This is a genomic window from Pantoea sp. PSNIH1, from assembly GCF_007680655.1.
GTDB lineage: Bacteria > Pseudomonadota > Gammaproteobacteria > Enterobacterales > Enterobacteriaceae > Pantoea > Pantoea eucrina.
Genome location: NZ_VEIP01000004.1, coordinates 364,476 through 383,050, shown reverse-complemented (window position 1 = coordinate 383,050; position 18,575 = coordinate 364,476). Strand labels below are relative to the sequence as shown.

General features: G+C 55.4%; 15 protein-coding genes. 9 read left to right on the top strand and 6 right to left on the bottom strand.

The window, feature by feature from the left end; all coding sequences use genetic code 11:
- Nucleotides 1-3 precede the first annotated feature (3 nt).
- The gene (locus FS690_RS13240; protein WP_113655245.1) at nucleotides 4-1,281 is read left to right on the top strand and encodes an MFS transporter; all 1,278 of its coding nucleotides are present in this window, start codon (nucleotides 4-6) and stop codon (nucleotides 1,279-1,281) included.
- Nucleotides 1,282-1,396: 115 nt separating this feature from the next.
- On the opposite strand, the gene FS690_RS13235 is transcribed toward FS690_RS13240, so the two are convergent.
- Nucleotides 1,397-1,606 carry a CsbD family protein gene (locus tag FS690_RS13235; RefSeq protein WP_065647325.1) on the bottom strand — a complete coding sequence of 70 codons (210 nt, stop codon included), beginning with the start codon at nucleotides 1,604-1,606 and terminating at the stop codon, nucleotides 1,397-1,399.
- A gap of 325 nt (nucleotides 1,607-1,931) precedes the next feature.
- Here FS690_RS13235 and treZ point away from each other — a divergent pair, with 325 nt between their 5' ends.
- From treZ to FS690_RS13210, 5 genes are all read left to right on the top strand, one after another.
- Complete coding sequence (gene treZ / locus FS690_RS13230; RefSeq protein WP_145339758.1) at nucleotides 1,932-3,716, top strand: malto-oligosyltrehalose trehalohydrolase; 1,785 nt, start codon at nucleotides 1,932-1,934, stop codon at nucleotides 3,714-3,716.
- Entirely contained in the window at nucleotides 3,713-6,208 is a 2,496-nt protein-coding gene (gene treY / locus FS690_RS13225) for a malto-oligosyltrehalose synthase (protein WP_145339757.1), read from the top strand. Before treZ ends, treY begins: the two co-directional genes overlap by 4 nt.
- Nucleotides 6,209-6,268: 60 nt before the next feature.
- Nucleotides 6,269-8,344: a glycogen debranching protein GlgX gene (gene glgX / locus FS690_RS13220; RefSeq protein WP_104085693.1), complete on the top strand. Its 2,076-nt coding sequence runs from the start codon at nucleotides 6,269-6,271 to the stop codon at nucleotides 8,342-8,344.
- Nucleotides 8,345-8,519: 175 nt separating this feature from the next.
- Nucleotides 8,520-10,127 carry a methyl-accepting chemotaxis protein gene (locus FS690_RS13215; protein WP_145339756.1) on the top strand — a complete coding sequence of 536 codons (1,608 nt, stop codon included), beginning with the start codon at nucleotides 8,520-8,522 and terminating at the stop codon, nucleotides 10,125-10,127.
- A 415-nt stretch (nucleotides 10,128-10,542) separates the two neighbouring features.
- Nucleotides 10,543-10,887 (top strand): hypothetical protein, encoded by a 345-nt coding sequence (locus FS690_RS13210; protein WP_145339755.1) that lies wholly within the window; start codon nucleotides 10,543-10,545, stop codon nucleotides 10,885-10,887.
- A gap of 34 nt (nucleotides 10,888-10,921) precedes the next feature.
- Here the strand turns inward: FS690_RS13210 and FS690_RS13205 are convergent, their stop codons facing one another.
- Entirely contained in the window at nucleotides 10,922-11,128 is a 207-nt protein-coding gene (locus tag FS690_RS13205) for a type II toxin-antitoxin system MqsA family antitoxin (RefSeq protein WP_071668291.1), read from the bottom strand.
- A 317-nt stretch (nucleotides 11,129-11,445) separates the two neighbouring features.
- Here FS690_RS13205 and FS690_RS13200 point away from each other — a divergent pair, with 317 nt between their 5' ends.
- The gene (locus FS690_RS13200) at nucleotides 11,446-12,054 is read left to right on the top strand and encodes an NAD(P)-dependent oxidoreductase (protein ID WP_071668290.1); all 609 of its coding nucleotides are present in this window, start codon (nucleotides 11,446-11,448) and stop codon (nucleotides 12,052-12,054) included.
- Between the two features lie 23 nt (nucleotides 12,055-12,077).
- Here FS690_RS13200 and FS690_RS13195 read toward each other — a convergent pair whose 3' ends face one another.
- Nucleotides 12,078-12,959, bottom strand: a complete 882-nt coding sequence (locus tag FS690_RS13195; protein ID WP_104085696.1) for a LysR family transcriptional regulator — start codon at nucleotides 12,957-12,959, stop codon at nucleotides 12,078-12,080.
- A 137-nt stretch (nucleotides 12,960-13,096) separates the two neighbouring features.
- Between FS690_RS13195 and FS690_RS13190 the strand changes: the two genes are divergently transcribed.
- Entirely contained in the window at nucleotides 13,097-13,573 is a 477-nt protein-coding gene (locus tag FS690_RS13190; RefSeq protein ID WP_145339754.1) for a glutathione peroxidase, read from the top strand.
- Between the two features lie 106 nt (nucleotides 13,574-13,679).
- Here FS690_RS13190 and fhuE read toward each other — a convergent pair whose 3' ends face one another.
- On the bottom strand, nucleotides 13,680-15,836 hold the full coding sequence (gene fhuE / locus FS690_RS13185; RefSeq protein ID WP_145339774.1) for a ferric-rhodotorulic acid/ferric-coprogen receptor FhuE: 2,157 nt from the start codon (nucleotides 15,834-15,836) through the stop codon (nucleotides 13,680-13,682).
- Between the two features lie 369 nt (nucleotides 15,837-16,205).
- Nucleotides 16,206-16,946 (bottom strand): sulfite exporter TauE/SafE family protein, encoded by a 741-nt coding sequence (locus FS690_RS13180; protein ID WP_145339753.1) that lies wholly within the window; start codon nucleotides 16,944-16,946, stop codon nucleotides 16,206-16,208.
- 112 nt (nucleotides 16,947-17,058) lie between these two features.
- Here FS690_RS13180 and FS690_RS13175 point away from each other — a divergent pair, with 112 nt between their 5' ends.
- On the top strand, nucleotides 17,059-17,949 hold the full coding sequence (locus FS690_RS13175) for a LysR family transcriptional regulator (protein WP_108569754.1): 891 nt from the start codon (nucleotides 17,059-17,061) through the stop codon (nucleotides 17,947-17,949).
- 162 nt (nucleotides 17,950-18,111) lie between these two features.
- Here the strand turns inward: FS690_RS13175 and FS690_RS13170 are convergent, their stop codons facing one another.
- On the bottom strand, nucleotides 18,112-18,573 hold the full coding sequence (locus FS690_RS13170; RefSeq protein ID WP_145339752.1) for a DUF421 domain-containing protein: 462 nt from the start codon (nucleotides 18,571-18,573) through the stop codon (nucleotides 18,112-18,114).
- Between the last annotated feature and the right edge of the window lie 2 nt (nucleotides 18,574-18,575).

Sequence of the window (18,575 nt, the reverse complement as noted above, 5' to 3'; positions counted from 1 at the left end):
GCTATGCCTGCTCAGATGATGCCAGCGCATCGACGTATTATCGTCGCCGGTTCGGTTGGCAATTTTATCGAATGGTATGAATTTGCCGTTTATGGCTTTATGGCCCCGATTATTGCCAGGCACTTTTTCCAGCTGCCGGATGAGCGTGCCGGCACCAGTATCATCCTGACCTGGGCCGCCTTCGCCGTGGCGTTCTTTTTCCGTCCGCTCGGCGCGATTATTTTTGGCCGGCTGGGCGATCGTCACGGACGTAAACCGGTGCTTATCGGCGTACTGATCATGATGACGCTGGTGACGGCTGCTATCGGGCTGGTGCCGGACTATGCGGCTATCGGTCTTGCCGCGCCGTTAATGCTGACGCTGTTGCGTATTCTGCAGGGCCTGTTTGCCGGTGGCGAGTATGGCGGCGCGGTGTCGCTGATGACGGAAGCCGCCCCGCCAGGCAAACGGGGCCTGTATGGTGCGTGGCAGTCGCTAACGGTGGCGTGCGGCCTGCTGGCCGGTGCGGCGACCGTCGCGCTGATCCCGCTGCTTATCGGTGAAGAGGCGATGTTCGCCTGGGGATGGCGACTGCCGTTTTTGCTGGCGCTGCCGCTGGGAGGCGCTGCACTCTGGCTGCGGGCCGGGCTGGATGAGTCGCCGCAGTTTAACGCTGCGCGGCAGGCTCCGGCGCCGGAACGCGCTTCTTTCACCGCCACATTGCGCGCCATTGCGCTTGCCATCAGCCGCCTGATGGTCTGGTCAGCGGCGGGCTACACCTATCTGGTGATTATGCCAACCTATCTGCAAACCACGCTGCATACCGGCTTTAATCAGGCGCTGCTGATTGCCGTGATCTCAAACCTCGGTTTTGCCGCCACTATTCTGCCCGCCGGCTGGCTGAGCGATCGCATCGGCAGGCGTACCATTATGCTGGTTGCCACCTTTATGCTGCTGATCTTCGCCCTTCCGCTGCTTGGGGTGTTGCAAAATCCCGCTTCCGGGCTGTTAACGAAAGCGCTGGTGGTCTTTGTGGCTGGTGCGCTGGTCGGCATGCTGGCAGGCCCGGGACCCGCCATGCTGGCAGAGATGTTTCCCACGCGGGTGCGGTACACCGGCCTGGGTTTCGCCTATGCCCTCTCAAACGCGTTATTTTCCGGCTGCGCCGGGCTGATTATTTCAGGGCTGATCAAACAGACCGGAAATCCGGATATTCCGGCGTGGTACGTGATGATTACCGCACTGATTAGTTTTGTCGCGCTGCTGAGTTTAAATAAAGACGACCATAAGCGGCCATTATAATAACGGCTAACGAGTGCCGGCGCAGAAATAGCAGCGGAAGAGAAATAAACGTAGCGGGAAAAGGCGATGTGCTGAAACAAAATATCCCGGCACGAACGTGCCGGGAAGCTGAGAATTACCAGTGATACTTGTTGCTATCTTCCCAGTCTTTCAGCTCTTTTTCTGCCTGGTCTTTACCGTAGCCGTAGCGTTCCTGAATGCGGCCCAGCAGCTGATCGCGTTTGCCGTCGGCAACGTCCATATCGTCGTCAGTCAGCTGACCCCATTTCTCTTTCACTTTTCCTTTGAACTGCTTCCAGTTTCCACTGATGCGATCTTCGTTCATAAGTGCTCTCCTGTTTGACGGTGAAAGCCGTCTGGCTTTATTGGCGCATCGCTTACATGCGTAACCATAACCGTAGCCTATGACGGCAAAAAATAAATGTTTTGCCGCACAAATCGGAAAATTTACTTCTGCAACGACTTTACGGCGCGCCCGGACTTATATTTCTAAATATAGGCTATGATTTTCAGGGTACTCAGCACTTTACCTGAGACCTTTCTTCATTACCGGGGTGATTAGTCTTTTATTTCATAGAGTAAATGATTTCGGGAATGCAAATCGCTTGATGTCGTCCATTGCCCCGCGCGGGGCTTAACGAGGCAATAGAATGGAATCCACAACGTTGGAAAAATCCTGGGGTGCTGAAATCCTGGCTGACGGCACCGTGCGTTTTCGTCTCTGGGCACCGGGTCAGCAGCAGGTAGCCCTGCGCCTGAACGGTACCGATTATCCTATGCAGGCGGAAAAAGATGGCTGGTTTACCCTGTCACAGTCAGGGGTGACGCCAGGTGCAGAATATCACTACGTGCTGGCCGATGGCAGCGTGGTGCCTGACCCGGCTTCGCGGGCGCAAAAAGCAGAGGTTAACGGTCCGTCACTGGTCATCGATCCGCAAAGCTACCGCTGGCAGCAGACCGAGTGGCGCGGACGTCCATGGCAGGAGACGGTGGTGTATGAGCTGCATATCGGAACCTTTACGCCTGAAGGGACCTTTCGTGCAGCTATTGAAAAACTGCCGCAGCTGGCTGAGCTGGGTATCACCATGATTGAGGTGCTGCCGGTGTCGCAGTTTGGCGGTAATCGCGGCTGGGGCTATGACGGCGTCCTGCTCTATGCGCCACACACCGCTTACGGCAGCCCGGATGATTTCAAAGCGTTTGTTGACGCGGCGCATGCGCTTAACCTCTCCGTGGTGCTGGACATTGTGCTGAATCACTTCGGTCCTGAAGGCAACTATCTGCCGCTGCTGGCCCCGCAGTTTTTCCATGAAGAGCGCCAGACCCCCTGGGGGGCTGGTATCGCCTACGATGTGGATGCGGCCCGCCGCTACATCTCTGAGGCGCCGCTCTACTGGCTGAAAGAGTATCGCCTCGACGGCCTGCGTTTTGACGCTATCGATCAGATTGAAGACAGCTCAGATAAACATGTGCTGATTGAAATTGCAGAGCGCATTCGTCATGAAATCCCGGACCGTCCGGCACACCTCACCACGGAAGATTCACGTAACGTAATCTTCCTGCATCCGCGCGATGAACAGGGCAATACTCCGCTCTTCAGCGGAGAGTGGAACGACGACTTCCATAACGCTATTCATGTGCTGGCAACCGGTGAAACTCACGCCTACTACCAGGATTTTGCCGATGCGCCGGAGAAAAAAGTGGCGCGCATTCTGACCGAGGGATTTGCCTATCAGGGTGAGGTCTCGGCCCAGAGCGGTGAGACGCGCGGCGTGCCGAGTGCAGGCCAGCCCCCGGTGGCGTTTGTTGATTTTATTCAGAATCACGATCAGGTGGGCAACCGGGCTCAGGGCGATCGCCTGATCACGCTGGCCGGAGAGGCGCGCACCAAAGTGCTCTACTCGGCTCTGCTGCTGTCACCGCATATCCCGCTGCTGTTTATGGGCGAAGAGTACGGTGAAACTAATCCGTTTCTGTTTTTTACCGACTTTCACGGCGATCTGGCGAAGGCGGTGCGTGAAGGACGTGCACGCGAGTTTACCGGCCATGCCGGACATGACGATGAGGTGCCGGATCCCAACGCGGAAGAGACATTCCAACGTTCAAAGCTCGACTGGGCGAAGACGACCAGCAGCGAGGGCAAAGCCTGGCTGGCGCTGACGCGCACGCTGCTGTCGCTGCGTCAGCAGCATCTGGTTCCGCTGCTGGCGACGGCCGGGGGTCACAGCGGTCAGGTACTGGCAACCGGTGATGGCTACGTCGCCGTGCAGTGGCGCTTCCCGCAGGGCACGCTCTCTATGGCTTTTAATCTGGGCAATACCGCTCAGGCACTTCCTGATATGCCAGGCGAAACGCTGTTTGCCTGGCCGCAGGAGCAACATGAACTCGCGCAGAACGCCATTATTGTCCGTCTGGCACCAGGAGCAGCAGCATGACTATCCCGACCTCCACTTATCGCATTCAGTTTCGCAACGGCATGACCTTTGATCGTGCCACGGAACTGGTGCCTTACCTGCAGAAGCTGGGTATCAGCCATCTGTATGCTTCACCCATTTTTACCGCGACGAAAGAGTCAACGCACGGCTACGACGTCACCGATGCCAATGAAATCGATCCGGCTATCGGCGGCAGAGCGGGCTTTGATCGACTGAGCGCAGCGCTGCAGGCCGCCGGCATGGAGCTGATCCTGGATATTGTGCCAAATCATATGGCGGCTTCACTGGAGAATGCCTGGTGGCGTGATGTGATTGAGCATGGACAGGAGAGCCAGTATGCGCGCTATTTTGATATCGACTGGTCGCGCAGGCTGACGCTGCCGTTTCTCGGTGACGATTTCGATCGCGCAGTGGAAAAAGGTGAGATCACGATTAAAGCCGATCCGCAGAGCGGTAAACCGGCGCTGGCGTATTTCGACAGCTACTATCCGCTGACGCCTGCGAGCTGGCAGGGACGTGAAGCAGAACTGCTGGCGCTGACGGACCCCGACGCCATTGTTCAGCTGCACGATGAGCAGCCGTGGCAGCTTATGAACTGGCGTGAAGCGCGTAGCGCACTCTCCTATCGCCGCTTTTTTGAGATCACCGGGCTGGCAGGGGTACGCGTCGAAGATCCGGTGGTCTTTGAGGATTCGCACCGTCTTATCCTGTCGCTGGTGCGCAGCGGCGCGGTCAGCGGCCTGCGTGTCGATCACGTTGATGGACTTGCCGATCCGCAGGGTTATCTGCAGCAGCTCCGCACGGCGGCCGGTGAAGGGTGTTACATCACCGTAGAGAAAATCCTCGCCGATGGTGAACAGCTGCCGGAAGAGTGGCCCGTCTCCGGTACAACCGGCTATGAGTTTATTGCGGCGCTCTCACATGTGCTGATTGACGATACAAAAATCGACACGCTGCGTCTCGCCTATGAGTCAGCCACGCGTGAGCGTAATGATGTGGAAGCGGGCCTGCGCGCGGCGCGTGAGCTGATGGTAGACCGTAATTTTGCCGGCGAATTCAGCCGGCTGCTCTCGCTGGCAACGGATGCTGCCGGACTGGAGCACCGCAATTTTGGTGAGGCGGAGCTGCACGTGGCGCTGCGCGAGCTGCTGATTGCCTTCCCGGTCTATCGCACTTATGGTCAGGCAGCGGGTATGCCGCTGGCGGGCGAGGAGCGTCTGCTCAGCGTGCTTGAGAGCGTAAAACATAGCGCGTCCCCTGCTGCCCTGAGCTTCCTGCAGGCATTGCTGCTGGGTGCAGTCAGTGATGAGGGTGAAGCGCTGGCGGCGGAGTTCCGCGCCCGTTTCCAGCAGCTGACCGGACCGCTGATGGCGAAATCGGTTGAAGATACGCTGTTTTTCCGCAATCACGTGGCGCTTGCGATTAATGAAGTGGGTGCAGAGCCGCTGCCGCACGCGTTCTCACTGGCACATTTCCATCAGGAGATGCAGACCCGTCTTCAGCACCAGCCTGACGCTATCTCCAGCACCTCCACGCACGATACCAAACGCGGAGAGGATGCGCGCGCACGGCTCTATACCCTGAGCGAAGCGCCGGATGAGTGGGCAGAGAACGTGACGCGCTGGCAGCAGCTTAATCAGGAGCGCGTACAGGAGCTGGCAGACGGCCCCGCGCCGGAACCCGCCGTTGAGTGGATGCTCTATCAGGCGCTGGCTGGCGTCTGGCCTGCCACGCTGCAGCCGGACGATCGCACCGGACTGGACGCGCTGTGCGAACGCTTTATTCCGTTTGTGGAAAAGGCGCTGCGCGAAGCGAAGCTGCGCACCGACTGGGCAGAGAGTAACGAAGCCTATGAAAATGCGGTACTGGATTACGTGCGTCATCTGTTCTCTGCGGAGAACGTGGCGTTTCTCACTGATTTTTCCCAGGCGCTGCAGCCGTTTATTCGCGCCGGACTGGTGAACAGCTTTACCCAGACGGTGATCAAACTCACCGCACCCGGCGTGCCTGATATCTATCAGGGCTGTGAAGCGCTCGATTTCAGCCTGGTCGATCCGGACAACCGCCGCGAACCCGATTTTGCAACTCTGGTCAGCCAGCTTGATGCTGACGCCTTCCCTGACTTTACCAGTCAGCAGGGCTGGCTGAGCGGCAGCCTGAAACAGCAGATGGTTATGCGCCTGCTTCATCTGCGCCGCGACCACGCTGCGCTCTTTCGTTTTGGCGACTATCAGGCGCTGGACGCCAGCGGTGAACATGCAGAAAAAGTGGTGGCCTATGCCCGTCAGTCTGAAACAGGTGCACTGATTGTGATTGCTCCGCGCCTGATCTTTGCTGATGCCCAGTGGGCAGACGTCTCGGTTGCGCTGAGTGAAACGCTTGCGCACCGCAAGTGGCTAAACGTTCTGAATGGAGAAACCTACGCTATCACCGACAGCATCGCGCTGGAAAACCTGAACTACAGCGCACCGCTGGTCCTGCTCAGCAGCTAACCCTGACTGATGGAACTGAAGTTATGCCTGCATATCTGTTCACTGAATGGAGAGGATTAAATGTCAAACGGTAAGCCTGTTGAGATTACGGCTGGTACAGGGTATCAGCTCGGCGCTAACTTTGATGGGGAAGGCGTTAACTTCGCCCTTTTCTCCGCACACGCTGAGCGGGTTGAACTCTGCCTGTATGATCCGAGCGGTCAGCATGAGATTGCCCGCTTTGATCTGCCGGAATATACGCATGAAGTATGGCACGGCTATGTGCCCGGCCTGCAGCCGGGTGCGCTGTATGGCTATCGCGTGCACGGACCTTATGATCCGGAAAACGGTCATCGCTTTAACCCGAATAAACTGCTGATCGACCCGTATGCGCGGGAACTGCAGGGCGATATCGACTGGAACGAAGCGCATTTTGCTTACGAACTGTTGCATGAAGATAAAGATCTGACGTTTGACAGCCGCGACAGCGGTCCGTTTACGCCTAAATGCCGGGTGGTAAACCCGAATGAGTTTGACTGGCAGGATCAGAACCGGCCTTCCATTCCCTGGTCTCAGACGCTGATCTATGAAACCCACGTTAAGGGCTTCACACAGCTCAACCCGCTAATCCCGGAAAACATGCGCGGCACCTACGATGGCATGGGTAATAAAGCCACGGTGGATTACATCAAAAGCCTGGGTATCACGTCAGTAGAACTGCTGCCGGTACACTGGTTCCCGGACGATCAGCATCTGCTGGACAGAGGCCTGAAAAACTTCTGGGGCTACAATTCGCTGGCGTTTTTTGCACCCGCTACACGTTATTTTGGTCCGCGCGGCATTCAGGGCTTTCGCGATATGGTGCGCAGCTTCCATGATGCCGGCATCGAAGTGATCCTCGATGTGGTCTACAACCATACCGCTGAAGGTAACGAGCTTGGCCCGACGCTCTCCTTTAAGGGTATCGATAACTTCTCTTACTATCGCACCCTGCCGGACCAGCATCGTTACTATATCAATGACACCGGTACCGGAAACACGGTAAATACCTCGCATCCGCGGGTACTGCAGCTGGTGACTGATTCGCTGCGCTACTGGGCAGAATCGATGCATATTGATGGCTTCCGCTTCGATCTCGGCACCATCCTCGGCCGTGAGCCGGAGGGCTTCGATCAGCGCGGCGGTTTCTTTGACGCAGTGACGCAGGATCCGGTGCTCTCTAAACTCAAGCTGATTGGTGAGCCGTGGGATATCGGCCCTGGCGGCTATCAGGTTGGTGGCTTCCCGCCGGGCTGGGCGGAGTGGAACGATAAATATCGCGATACGGTGCGTGAATACTGGAAAGGTGACAACGTCTCGACGGACTTCGCTGCGCGCCTGCTCGGTTCCGGCGATCTCTACGATCAGCGCGGTCGTCGTCCGTGGGCCAGCGTCAACTTTATTACCGCCCATGACGGGTTCACGCTGAATGACCTGGTTTCCTACAACGAGAAACACAACGACGATAACGGCGAGGATAACAACGACGGTCATAACGATAACCGCTCATATAACTACGGTGCTGAAGGCGCAACCGAAGATGAGGGAATTATCGCCGTGCGCGAACGTCAGAAACGCAACTTCCTCGCCACGCTGCTCTTCTCCCACGGTACGCCGATGCTGCTGGCGGGCGATGAGTTTGGTCGCAGCCAGATGGGCAATAACAATGGCTACTGTCAGGATAGTGATATCTCCTGGCTCCACTGGGAAAACCTGCCGCCGTCGGCTGACGCGCTGCGTGAATTTACCAAACGCGTCATTGCCCTGCGTGCTAAACAGCCGCTGCTGCGCCGCGAAAGCTGGCGCGACGGCATGGACATCAAATGGTTTAACGCCGGCGGTGGTTTCCAGCAGTCGGAGCAGTGGGAAGAAGGCTCCACGCTGGGCGTCTATATTGGCCGTCCCGATCTGCAGCCGGAAGAGGGCATCTGGCACGACGTGCTGATGCTGTTTAACCCGTTTGAAGGCAATGTGCCGTTCCGCATTCCGCAGTTTGGTGAAGGCGGCTGGGTGCTGGAGCTGACCACGTCAGAGACCGCCAATGAAGGCCTGGTCATCACTCAGGAGCAGGATTTCGAACTGGAAGGGCGCAGCCTGGCGCTGTTCCGCCGTCCGTAACCCATCCCCCGCGGAGCCGATCGCCGGCTCCGCATTTTTACCCGCCTGATGCGCTAACTGTTAACGCCGTCACGAAAAAATCCTTAACTATTTTATCCTGCTGCCGATGAACCTCCATCGACCCTGCTTTTTGTGTGCCTTTACGCCGGGGTGTAACGCTATTAAGGATAATAATATGACCATCTCGCAACGCCTGCTGCTCACGTTTTCTATGCTGTTCGGCGCGATTATTCTGCAGGCTCTTCTGGCTATCTCCCTGCTCTCAGGCTTTCAGGAGCGCTTTGAATTCGTGCAGGACAATGCCATTCCTTCGATAAAAGATCTCAGTGAGCTGGTGGATCAGAGCAATCAGCTGGCGCTGCTGCTCTATAAGCATCAGTCTCAGCCTGATGAGCGCGCGCTCCCGGCAGTGGAAAGTGATATTCATCAACAGCTCGGGCTGCTGAAAACGCAAACCGATTATTATCTCGCGCATGAGATATCGAGCGAGGAGGATAAGCGCCTTACTGAAGTCGCCTACGCCAGCCTGCAACGCGTTAACGACCACCTTCCGGCATTTCTCAGCGCCTCCCGTCAGCATCAAAACGCGGTCAGTCTGGCGTTGATTGAGGGCGAACAGGGGATCGGCGCCGCTATCCGGGAGCTTATCCGCGGCTATCAGCAGCAGCTGGAACTGAACATCACTATCAGCAATACGCTGCGCGCTGCCAACCGCGCGACATTCCATAATGTCCTGTGGGCCACCATCGCCGGCGTGGTCGCGACGGTCGTTGTTTTTGGTATCTTCGCGACCCTGACAGTGCTGCGCATTCGTCGCAGCCTGAGCCACGCCGGTCAGGTCATGCTGCGCGCCAGTGATAATCTCGATCTGACTCTGAATGCTGACGCTACGCGCCGCGATGAGGTGGGTAATATGGCTCAGGCATTCAACACGCTGATAGGTAACGTGGCCACCTCGCTCTCGGCGGTGCAGCACGCGTCCCGTTCGGTCAGCGGAGCAGCGGCAGAAATCAGCGCCGGTAATCAGGATCTCTCGGCACGTTCAGAAGAGCAGGCGGCTTCGCTGGAGCAGACCGCTGCCAGCATGACCGAGCTGGGCGAAACCGTACGCCAGACGGCTGATAATACCCGTCAGGCCAGCAGTCTGGCAGAACATGCCAGTACGCTGTCGGAACAGAGTAGCCAGTCACTCACTACCCTGCTCACCACCATGGGTGATATCCGCAGCAGCTCACGCAGCGTCACCGAGATTGTCTCGCTGATAGAAGGGATCGCTTTTCAGACCAATATTCTGGCGCTGAACGCTGCTGTCGAAGCCGCTCGCGCCGGCGAACACGGCAAAGGCTTTGCCGTTGTTGCCGGTGAAGTGCGGAACCTGTCGCAGCGTTCAACGTCTGCGGCACGGGAAATTAAAGTGCTGATTGAAAACGCACATCGCCTGACTGAAGCCGGGGCCGCACAGGCCAGCCACGTCAGCCAGAATATGCAGATAATGAATGATGCCATTCATCAGGTCAGCGCTCTGATGGGCGAGATTGCCGCCGCCGCCGTTGAGCAGAGTCAGGGCATAATGCAGGTTCAGCAGGCCGTCAATCAGATGGATGACGTAACGCAGCAGAACGCCGCGCTGGTGGAGCAGGCTTCTGCCGCCTCGCAGTCCCTGCAGGATCAGGCAGAGATGCTCAGCCAGCTGGCGGCGAAATTTATTCTCACCGCCGAGCCTGAAACCGCCACGGCAGCGACCGGCGACTCAGCCGTAGCACCGGCGTTCGCCTTTTCATAATACGGGAGCAAACCGGCGCAACCGTTTCTGCAGCGATCGGATGCGCGCCCTGTTCATCTCCTCTGGCGCCTGCCCGCGACGACGGGCAAAGAATAATCTTAAAGTTAGCTTAAGACTAAGACTGTAATCTGTTGAGTGCGCACTGCACATGCGATGCACGCGCGTACGAAGATGGTAATTTCTGGAATAATTTGCCCGCCCTGCGCGGGTTTTTTTTAAGTCAAATTTGCACTAATCCCCGATAAAGCCACCACGCTTCGCTTTTTATCAGTACCACTCTAATATGAAGGCGGCGATAACGTTTGTGATCATCACGCCCGCACGCTTTTTTTGCCTGCAAAAACAGTACCTTTACGCACCGGAGAGATAGCCTATGCTGGCTGCACAATAAAATTCCACGTTAGAGGGATCTGTTATGTTTGCTGCGTCCGTACCCTGCACCAAAGAAGTCATGCCGTTGTATCATGAGATCATTGATACCGTTAATCTGAACGGCGTACGCTGCCACATCATCTATAACAGCGTGGCACCCAGCGTCAGCGTAACAGTGGCGGAGGTAAGCGAAATGCAGCATCGGGTGCTGGCTGTGCTAGAGCTGGAGCGCGTGAATGGGATTAATACTCTGCTGCGCATCAAATCATTTAGTACGGCGTCTGAACAGAAGCTGGCTGGCACTATCGTAATTGAACCCTGCGGCCTGGCTGCAGCCCTCTATAAAGCGCTGACAATAAAAAAGCATATTACGCTGACAGGATTGTAAGGCATGAAGCGCCCGCAGCGTGCGGGCTCTTCTGTCACTTTGTATCAGCTGCCGCAGCTTCCAGCGCATTAACCTTTTCCAGATATGAATCAGCCTCAGCCTTATCCATAATCACCTGGGCGCAGGCCATGCAATGGCTGCCTTTAACATCGGGTACGATGTCATCAGGATTACCTGTATTGAGCGGTACATCTCGCGTGTCGTAAACAAAAGCTTCTGAGCCACATGCCGGACATTTCATGCTATTTCTCCCTTTTTAAACCGGTGAAACAATCATAGCTGACAGACCTCAACCCGGCTGGCAACGGCTGACCAAATTATGCGGCGTCAGCATCACTATCCTGAGACATCGTCACCAGATTCGATAATTTCAGATATTTCACACTCTCGTTTAATCGCCCGCAACGCCCTGCCCCGGGTTAAGCGTAAACAGGTGATTCGCTCATGTTATGCAACAGTTTGTCTCCTGGAGTGCTGTTTATCACTTTGCAGCGTACAGATAGAGTGTGTGTTATCAGCAGCGGCCTCAGAGGCCCGATAACACTCAGGAGCAGCAAAATGAAAATTGCATTGATTGGCGCATCCGGACAGGCGGGTTCCCGCATTCTTCACGAACTGACTGCACGCGGCCATACCGTAACGGCTATTGCGCGCAATGCGGATAAGATTTCGCCAGCTGAAGGCGTTATTCCGGCCGCGGGTGATATCAACGATCCGCAGGCGCTGGCAGAGGTGCTGGCCGGGCACGATGCCGTGATCAGCTCAGTACACTTCAGCGCCAGCGATCCTGATAAACTGGTCGACGCGGTAAAAGCGTCAGGTGTAAAACGCTATTACGTTGTTGGCGGCGCAGGCAGCCTGGAAGTTGCGCCAGGCGTAAAAGTGATCGATACCCCCACCTTCCCGGAAATGTACAAAACGGAAGCTGAGGCGGGCGTGCGCTTTCTGGAAAAACTGCGTGCGCAGCATGACCTTACCTGGACCTTTCTTTCGCCATCCGCCCTGTTCACGGCGGGCGAACGCACCGGTAAATTTCGCCTGGGGAAAGATACGCTGCTGACCAATGAGCAGGGTAGCAGCATTTCGTTTGAAGATTACGCCATTGCGATGGCTGATGAGATTGAAACCCCGGCGCACGCTAACCAGCGCTTTACCGTGGGTTATTAATGGTCGAAGCGCAGAGACGCACCTCAGGGCAGCCTGAGGTGCCTGACCAGATAGTCGATCAATACGCGCTGCGCCTGCGGCATCTTTTTCTGCGTGAGATAGACTGCACTGACCGCCAGCCGATCGGGTTCATATTCCGGCAGCAGCCTGACTAACCTGCCCGCTGCGATCTCCTCCTGCACGGCAAACAGCGGGAGCACAGCCATTCCGCCCCCCATTTTTACCGCTTTCAGCAAAATCGCTGCTTCATTGGTGCTGATACTGCCTGTTACGGGCAGGTCGATGACTTCATTTTCATGATGAAACCGCCACGCATGACCAAAACAGCTATAGGTCAGACAGTTATGATCCTGCAGCTCGCGCAGGCTGCCGGGGGTGCCCTGTTTATCCAGATAGGCTTTGCTGGCGCACAGCACTGAGGAGCAGTATCCAAGGTGACGCGCGTAAAGCGCCGGGGCGAGTGTGGCGGCGATGCGGATAGCCAGATCGATCCCCTCTTCTGCCAGATCAAGCGACCTGCCTGTAACCTGCAGATTAACCTCTATTTCCGGGTAGATTTGCAGAAAATCGATCAGCATGCCCGTCAGGCAGCACTCGGCCAGCAGGGCGTCAGCGGTGACTTTCAGTTTACCTCTCGGTACGGCAGTGATCCCCGGCCCCATCGCGGTAAGTCCGTCGACGAGCGTCCTGATCTCCTGACACAGCAGCAGTGCCTGCTCGCCGGCGACGGTCAGGCTGAGTTTGCGTGTCGTGCGGTGCAGCAGACGCGAACCTGTCCACTCCTCCATCAGCGCAATGTAGCGTGATGCCATAGCCCGCGACAGGCCCAGATGCTCTGCCGCCGCCGTTATGCTGCCTCGCTTTGCCGTCTCTGCAAAGACGATAAGCGCTGTGATCCTGTCCATTCACTCACCTCGTGCAACAATGCACCTGAAGTATGCCTGTTTTACTGTTGCGGCGTCTGATTATCATTAACAGCGGTAAACCCTGCAGGATGTTGATGATATCATCGCAGAATCTGTTGAGATCTGAGGCCACCCGCATGACCGTTTTTTACCAATTCTCCGCAACGCGCCTGCAGGGTGAGCCGGTTTCAATGTCTGACTACGCCGGTAAGCTGGTTCTGGTGGTGAATACCGCCAGCCACTGCGGGTTTACGCGCCAGTATGCGGGCCTTGAAGCGCTCTGGCAGAAGTACGCGGCACAGGGGCTGGTGATACTCGGTTTCCCCTGCAACCAGTTTGGCAAGCAGGAGCCCGGCACTGCCAGTGAGATTGCGCAGACGTGCCATATTAACTACGGGGTAAGCTTCCCGATGTTTGAAAAAACCGAGGTTAACGGAGCCGCAGCACATCCGCTGTTTGATTATCTTAAGACGGAATTACCTGGCCTCGCGGGCGGGCGAATCAAGTGGAACTTTACGAAGTTTCTCGTCGGACGCGACGGCCAGCCGTTAAGACGTTTTGCCCCCATCACCTCACCGGAAAAGATGGAGCCGGCGATCGTTGCGGCTTTGTGACATCACGCGGCGGGTACGCAGCATCTCATCAGCAGCAGGCGGAGCGCATGACGCCTGAGACAGGCGTGATGATGCGAAAAGCTGGCCCCGGCAGGGCCAGCCGAAATCAGAAGCTGTAATTAAAGCTGACTGAATAATTTGCTGGCTCGTTGAACGCCACACCGCCCGCCGGGTTGGTGTTGTATTCACGATCGAACAGGTTTTTAACGTTACCCTGCACAGAGAGTTCACGGGTAACCTGATAGCGTGCAAACAGGTTGACCAGCGGATAGCTTCCCTGATAGACACGCTCAGTCTCGCCGGCAGGATTAATCGCTTCCTTATAGGTACGATTCTGCCAGTTAATTCCCCCGCCGACGGTCAGGTCAGACAGCATTGGCAGAGTGTAGCTGGTGAACAGCTTCAGGCTTGTCTGCGGCATATAGGGATTAGTGCGATCGCCGTCCGCATCCTTAGCCACATAGCGTGTGGCACCAAACGTTAACTTCAGGTTGTCTGTGACCGCACCATTGATCTCAAAGTCCACGCCGCGGCTGACCACGCCTTTGGACGATTTATAGGCGTTTTCACTACTATTGTTTACGTATCTGTTGCTCTGTACCTGTCCGAGATTCTCCTGCTCAATACGGAACACCGACAGGCTCGCCGTAATATCGCCGTTATCCCAGTCGCCTTTGATGCCCGCTTCGTAATCCTTACCCGTAACGGGCTTCAGGTAATTTCCCTGCTGGTCACGATACGTCTGCGGCTGGAAAATGGAGGTATAGCTGGCGAAAGCAGAGTAATTTTCATTGATGTCATAAACCAGGCCGCCGTAAGGCGTGATGTTATTCTTTTCCGTATCCGCCAGGGTGCCGTGCGCGCTGTACTGAGTGTAGCGGGCGCCTGCGATCAGCGAGAGCGGATCGGTCAGCGAGAATCGCGCTGCAGCATAGCCCGCCTTCTGCCGGATGGTATCTTCAGAAGAGAGCGCCCATGCTGGCCAGTCGGGCTCAGCCACATCGCCACTCCAGCTGTTCCAGTCACCAATTTCCGCAGGGGAGAGAATGGACGTTGAGTAGAGATAGCGGTTGCGCTGGCGGCTGTAATCCACCCCTGCCACCAGCTGGTGTTGACGACCAAACATTTCAAACGGCCCGGTTGCATAAGCGTCTACCGCCGTCTGGGTACGAAGCCCCTTATACCATCCCGCATAACCGTAACCATTGCTGTTAAATATACCGGTGGTCTGGTCCGGATATCCCGTCATGTAGAGCAGCTTGCTGTCAAAATCGGATTCGGTATGCGTGCCGTTCACCCGCACCTGCCAGCCGTTATCAAAGTTCGTCGTCAGGTTTGCAAAGACCTTACGGGACAGAATGTTGTAGTGGGTCCAGTCGGCAGAAGGGTTATCTGACCGATCGTAGTGAATTTTGCTACCGTTGCTGTACCAGAGAGGCAGGCCGCCCCAGGTCGGGCCATCAGTATTGCGTGACTGATAGTCATACCCCAGTTCCAGAGTGGTGTTGTCGGTGAGATCTGCCGCCACGGTGGCATACAGAAACTTCTTACGCTTATGGTAGCGGTCAACCCAGCTATCCTGATCCTGATACCCTGTCACCACGCGGCCGCGCAGCGTGCCGGTATCATTCAGCGGTCCGGAGAGGTCGGCTACATAGCGCTGATTGTCCCAGCTCCCGTAACTTGCGGAGAGATCGCCGGCAAAGGTTTTGCTGTCAGCTTTCTTGCGGATCATGTTTATCGCAGCCCCCGGATTGCCGGTGCCGGTCATTAATCCGGTGGAGCCGCGTACGATATCGATACGCTCATAGATCGCGGTGTCACTGTCGGTTTCACCAAAGTTCCACGCGCCGGTCTGCGTGGAAGGAATATCGTCGTAGGTGTAGTTGTTGATGTAGAAGCCACGGGAATAAAAATCCACGCGCTCGGAGTCATTCTGTGACGCCGAAATACCGGTCACGTTCGCCAGCGCATCGCCCAGGTTTTGCAGGTTCTGATCTTTAATACGCTGCCGGGTCAGCACGCTGACCGACTGCGGTATATCACGCTGAGTCAGATTCAGTTTGGTTCCGGCGCGCGTGGCCGGAACGGTATAAGCGCGTGCGGGATCAGATGTGCTGTCATCACTGGTATCAGCGGTGACCACCAGCGACTGCTCGTTGCGGAGATCGCTCTCTGCTGCAAACGCGCTTTGAAGAGTCACGGCTTCAATAATACCGAGCGTCAATAGTGAATAACAAAACGTTTTGGTCATGCCTGGCATGGCAATGGCGCGAATAGTAGAAATCTCTTTGAAAGACAATTAAATACCTCATTTATTATAGTTAATGCTTTTGACTTACCAGCCTTATATGCCATTCAGAAAGTGCATATATATGCCAGACACAGGTCATGCACTCGCTATAGTAAATGCAAATGATATTGATTGTCATTTAGTTTATTATCAAAACTCGCCCTCTTCTGCTGCAATGCGCGCATGCTGATGTGCAACTGCAATGACAAACCGGTGACGTTTAAAAATGGATAGCTATCAGAGCCGTTTACCTTAAGTCCCTGCCGGGTGAATGTGACGAGGATGCTGCAAATAGCCGGCGCGTTGTCATCATATTGATGGGGTCTGCTTTGTGGTAAATCAGACCAGGGAACGGGAGATAAGCTCTGCTCCCAACACCATCAGGAGCAGGAGAAAACAGCGTCTGAAAAGCCGCGCGCTGATATGCATCCGCAGTTGCTGTCCCAGCCACATACCCGCCAGCGCAGGTAATACGGACGTCAATGAGAGTGAGAGCTGCTCCGTTGTAAAGGAGTTGTGCAAATAAAGCCCTGCAGAGAGCCCTATCGTCGAAACGGTGAATGAGAGGCCCAGCGCCTGGATAAGCTCATCTTTACTAAAGTGAAGCGACTGAAGAAATGGCACGGCCGGCATAACAAATACGCCTGTTGCGCCGGTAATCACGCCGGTTATGCCTCCAATAATGGGTGACAGCCATTTCTCCGTGGTCAGTGAAACCGCAAAAGCAGGTGAAGCCAGCGCAAAGAGAGCATAGATAATTAACATCCCGCCCAGACCACAGGCTGACCAGATGGGATCAACGCTGACAAGCAGCGAAGAAGCTGCGATTGTGCCCGTTAAACTAAGCAGCATCATCAGCCACAGACGGCGGATAATCGGCAGCGCTGAAGGGCCGGTAAAGAGCTGCAGCACATTGGTGACAAAAGAAGGAATAACCAGCAGAGCCGCAGCGGCTGGCGGAGACATAAGCAGGCCAAGTAATCCCATAGCCACCGTTGGTAAGCCCATTCCGGTTACGCCTTTAACAAAGCCGGAGAGTATAAAAATGATAAAAAAAGTGAGATAAAGTTGTTCGCTCATAAAACCGCCCCGCCTGATGATTGCAATGATTCAACCATCCCGGCGATCGGTGGACAATCTGGTTTAAGCGCATCATGCTTCGGATAATCCGAAGGCTGAAAATGAGGTCACTATGAAGCTGGATTTTTCTGACCTGAAACTTGTCGTCTCCATTGCTGATGCAGGCAGTATTACCCAGGGGGCGCGGCATGCCTGCCTGGCAATCGGCTCAGCCAGTGAAAGACTCAGATCCATAGAAGCCGATATCGGGGCAAAGCTGTTTACCCGCCATCCGAGAGGGATCATTCTTACTGAGGCTGGCGAAATCCTGATCTGTCATGCACGTGAGCTACTCTTCCGCCAGGAGAAGCTGAAAGCTGAGCTGGGCGCTTACATTACTGGCGTAACCGGAAAAATAGGGTTGTATGCCAACACCTCAGCCATGACCGGGTTTCTGCCCGGCAGGCTTGCGCGATGGCTGGCAGAATATCCGGATGTGACTATTGAGCTGGAAGAGCGGAGCAGCGCAGATACCATTAACAGCATACATAATGGCACCGCTGAAGCAGGCCTCGTCTCAGATGCGGTTGATGCGCGCAACCTCACGCTTGAACCCGTAGCAGATGACAATCTTGTTCTGATTGTTCCATCCTCTCATGCGCCTGGTTCGAGAGAGCATGTCTCTCTCGCCGACGTCTATGATGAGCCTTTTATTGGTTTATACCCCGGAAATGCGTTGCAGGATCATATCAGCGGACATGCCAGAGCGTCTGGCCACTCACTGAACTATCGCATCAGAATGAGCGATTTTGAGGGAATGTGCGAAATGGTCAGTAACGGTATCGGCGCAGGGGTTCTTCCTTTATTGACTGCTGAACGTTTCAGTAGCAAATTCCTTTACCGCATAGTACCCCTCACCGACCCGTGGGCGCAGCGGCGGATCTGCATTTGTTATAAAACGCTGCAATCGCTTAGTCCCGGCATGGCCAGACTGCTCGCTTTTCTCAGGATAAGGGAGGTGTAATTCTCTTGTCAGGCCGTTTTACCAGAGCTGCATGCTTAGCGCTTCGCTATGAAATGAAGGTAAATCATGCATGCATTATCTGCAGCGGACAGAAGGATCTCCGAAAAAGCCTCAGCGGTCATCCTGATTCAGGATCCAGCGCCCGAAAAATGCGTGTTAACGCTATGATGATTTTGCGCCTTCGCTTTCGGGAATAATTGAGATATGGCCGTTAACTTCCAGCACGGCATATTTTATCTGCTCCATGCGCATAAGCCCCTGCGACGATCGTGCCGCTTCCAGAATATCTTCACGGCTTATTCCAGCCATTTTCATGCGTTTATGCAGTTCATTGCCATTTTCCACCAGAATAACCGGACCGCCCTCCACCAGCTGCTCAACAAATGGAAATCGCGTTTTCAGCTTACCCAGCAAAATATCGATAACGATAAGTGTGATAATGGTCAGACTCGCTCCGGTTACTGAGAAATCATCACCCAGCAGTGCCTGCTGAGTGGCTTCACTGATTATCAGCAGTAAAATCAGGTCAAAAGAGGTCATTTGCAACAGGGCGCGCCGTCCTGCAATTTTGAATACAATCATCAGGAGCAGATATATGCCTGCTGCACGTAGGACAGTTTCCATTA

What these genes read in the sequence shown, in the direction of transcription:
- FS690_RS13240 (WP_113655245.1), top strand. Translation starts at nt 4, where the DNA reads ATGCCTGCTCAGATGATGCCAGCGCATCGACGTATTATCGTCGCCGGT.
- FS690_RS13235 (WP_065647325.1), bottom strand. Translation starts at nt 1,606, where the DNA reads ATGAACGAAGATCGCATCAGTGGAAACTGGAAGCAGTTCAAAGGAAAA.
- treZ (WP_145339758.1), top strand. Translation starts at nt 1,932, where the DNA reads ATGGAATCCACAACGTTGGAAAAATCCTGGGGTGCTGAAATCCTGGCT.
- treY (WP_145339757.1), top strand. Translation starts at nt 3,713, where the DNA reads ATGACTATCCCGACCTCCACTTATCGCATTCAGTTTCGCAACGGCATG.
- glgX (WP_104085693.1), top strand. Translation starts at nt 6,269, where the DNA reads ATGTCAAACGGTAAGCCTGTTGAGATTACGGCTGGTACAGGGTATCAG.
- FS690_RS13215 (WP_145339756.1), top strand. Translation starts at nt 8,520, where the DNA reads ATGACCATCTCGCAACGCCTGCTGCTCACGTTTTCTATGCTGTTCGGC.
- FS690_RS13210 (WP_145339755.1), top strand. Translation starts at nt 10,543, where the DNA reads ATGTTTGCTGCGTCCGTACCCTGCACCAAAGAAGTCATGCCGTTGTAT.
- FS690_RS13205 (WP_071668291.1), bottom strand. Translation starts at nt 11,128, where the DNA reads ATGAAATGTCCGGCATGTGGCTCAGAAGCTTTTGTTTACGACACGCGA.
- FS690_RS13200 (WP_071668290.1), top strand. Translation starts at nt 11,446, where the DNA reads ATGAAAATTGCATTGATTGGCGCATCCGGACAGGCGGGTTCCCGCATT.
- FS690_RS13195 (WP_104085696.1), bottom strand. Translation starts at nt 12,959, where the DNA reads ATGGACAGGATCACAGCGCTTATCGTCTTTGCAGAGACGGCAAAGCGA.
- FS690_RS13190 (WP_145339754.1), top strand. Translation starts at nt 13,097, where the DNA reads ATGACCGTTTTTTACCAATTCTCCGCAACGCGCCTGCAGGGTGAGCCG.
- fhuE (WP_145339774.1), bottom strand. Translation starts at nt 15,836, where the DNA reads ATGCCAGGCATGACCAAAACGTTTTGTTATTCACTATTGACGCTCGGT.
- FS690_RS13180 (WP_145339753.1), bottom strand. Translation starts at nt 16,946, where the DNA reads ATGAGCGAACAACTTTATCTCACTTTTTTTATCATTTTTATACTCTCC.
- FS690_RS13175 (WP_108569754.1), top strand. Translation starts at nt 17,059, where the DNA reads ATGAAGCTGGATTTTTCTGACCTGAAACTTGTCGTCTCCATTGCTGAT.
- FS690_RS13170 (WP_145339752.1), bottom strand. Translation starts at nt 18,573, where the DNA reads ATGGAAACTGTCCTACGTGCAGCAGGCATATATCTGCTCCTGATGATT.